Raw genomic sequence first — 1,184 nt, forward strand, 5'->3', positions numbered from 1 at the left:
GGGAACTGTTTTGGTGAATAATAATCAAGTGTGGAATGTGGCCTTATATTGTTATAGTCATAGAATGCATTCTCTATTACTGTTTTCCCTTCATTGAAGTTGTCTATTTCACTTACCCATATGTAATCTGTCTTAATTGAATTGTGGAAGGACTCAATATCTCCGTTCTCTGTGGGTGTTTCCCTTTCTATGTATTCATGCCTTATCTTCATTAGCTTAAGGTAATCATTGAACTCCCTTGAAATATACTGTGGTCCATTGTCTGTCCTTAATGTAATCCCTTCCGGCACATTGCCCTGGAACTTCCTGATTATTGCATCATTTACAGCATTGATAGCATCCTTTGCAGTGCATGAAGTATTATAGTTATAGCCATACCATTCCTTTGAGAATATGTCCTTAATGCACATCAGATATGTCATTACATTCTTTGTGGGGATATATGTTATATCCGTTTCAATAACCATTTCAGGCTTATCAGCTGCAATAAGCTTTAATTCTTTCCTGTCCCTGTGGCTATGCACTGGTAGGGAAAGGTTGTTGTTCTTCATTATTTTATATACTGTTTTCCTTGCTATAAGTATTCCTGAATTCCTCAACAGTGCCCATATCCTGTTATATCCATATGTTACCCTTTCCCTGCACAGTTCTATTATTTTATTTATTATGTCATTCCCTATTCTGGTGCTGTATCTTCTGTCCTCACTTTTATCATTATTCTTCCTGTAATAGTATGTAATCCTGTTTATGCCAGAATATTTGCATGCATCTCCAATGCTTATTCCATTTCCATTCATCTCATCCACTGTACTCACCTTTTCCTCTTTATGTAATTTTTTTTTAATATTTCATTTGCTATGGTGATCTCACCTATTATCTCCTTTAATTCCTCATTCTCTTTCATCAGGGCTTTATCAGGGTCCTTGCCTGCAAGCCCCTTTCTTCCACCCTCAAGGAACTGTTCCTTCCATTTATAGAACATTGATACTGCTATTCCATGTTCCCTGCATATTGATGCTATTGCGATATTAGGGTTCTGGAATGATTCCATTATTATATTGTACTTCTCATCAGCTGTATATACCCTTCCTGACACTTACATCCCCTCCTTTAAATACTTATATAAATCATCTGTTATATATCTCTTTCCAGTTGTTTAACATTAACTATCCAAACCAGAATCA

General features: G+C 36.0%; 2 protein-coding genes. Both read right to left on the reverse strand.

All coding sequences use genetic code 11. The annotated features are described in order from the left end of the window. The coding region (locus AMDU4_RS06745; protein ID WP_290704459.1) for an IS3 family transposase at positions 1-797 on the reverse strand (797 nt) is incomplete at its 3' end. A 14-nt stretch (positions 798-811) separates the two neighbouring features. After that, a complete protein-coding gene (locus AMDU4_RS06750) occupies positions 812-1,096 on the reverse strand; it encodes a transposase (protein WP_021787232.1) in 285 nt (94 codons plus the stop codon). Positions 1,097-1,184: the final 88 nt, after the last annotated feature.

This window comes from Ferroplasma sp. Type II (genome assembly GCF_000496155.1).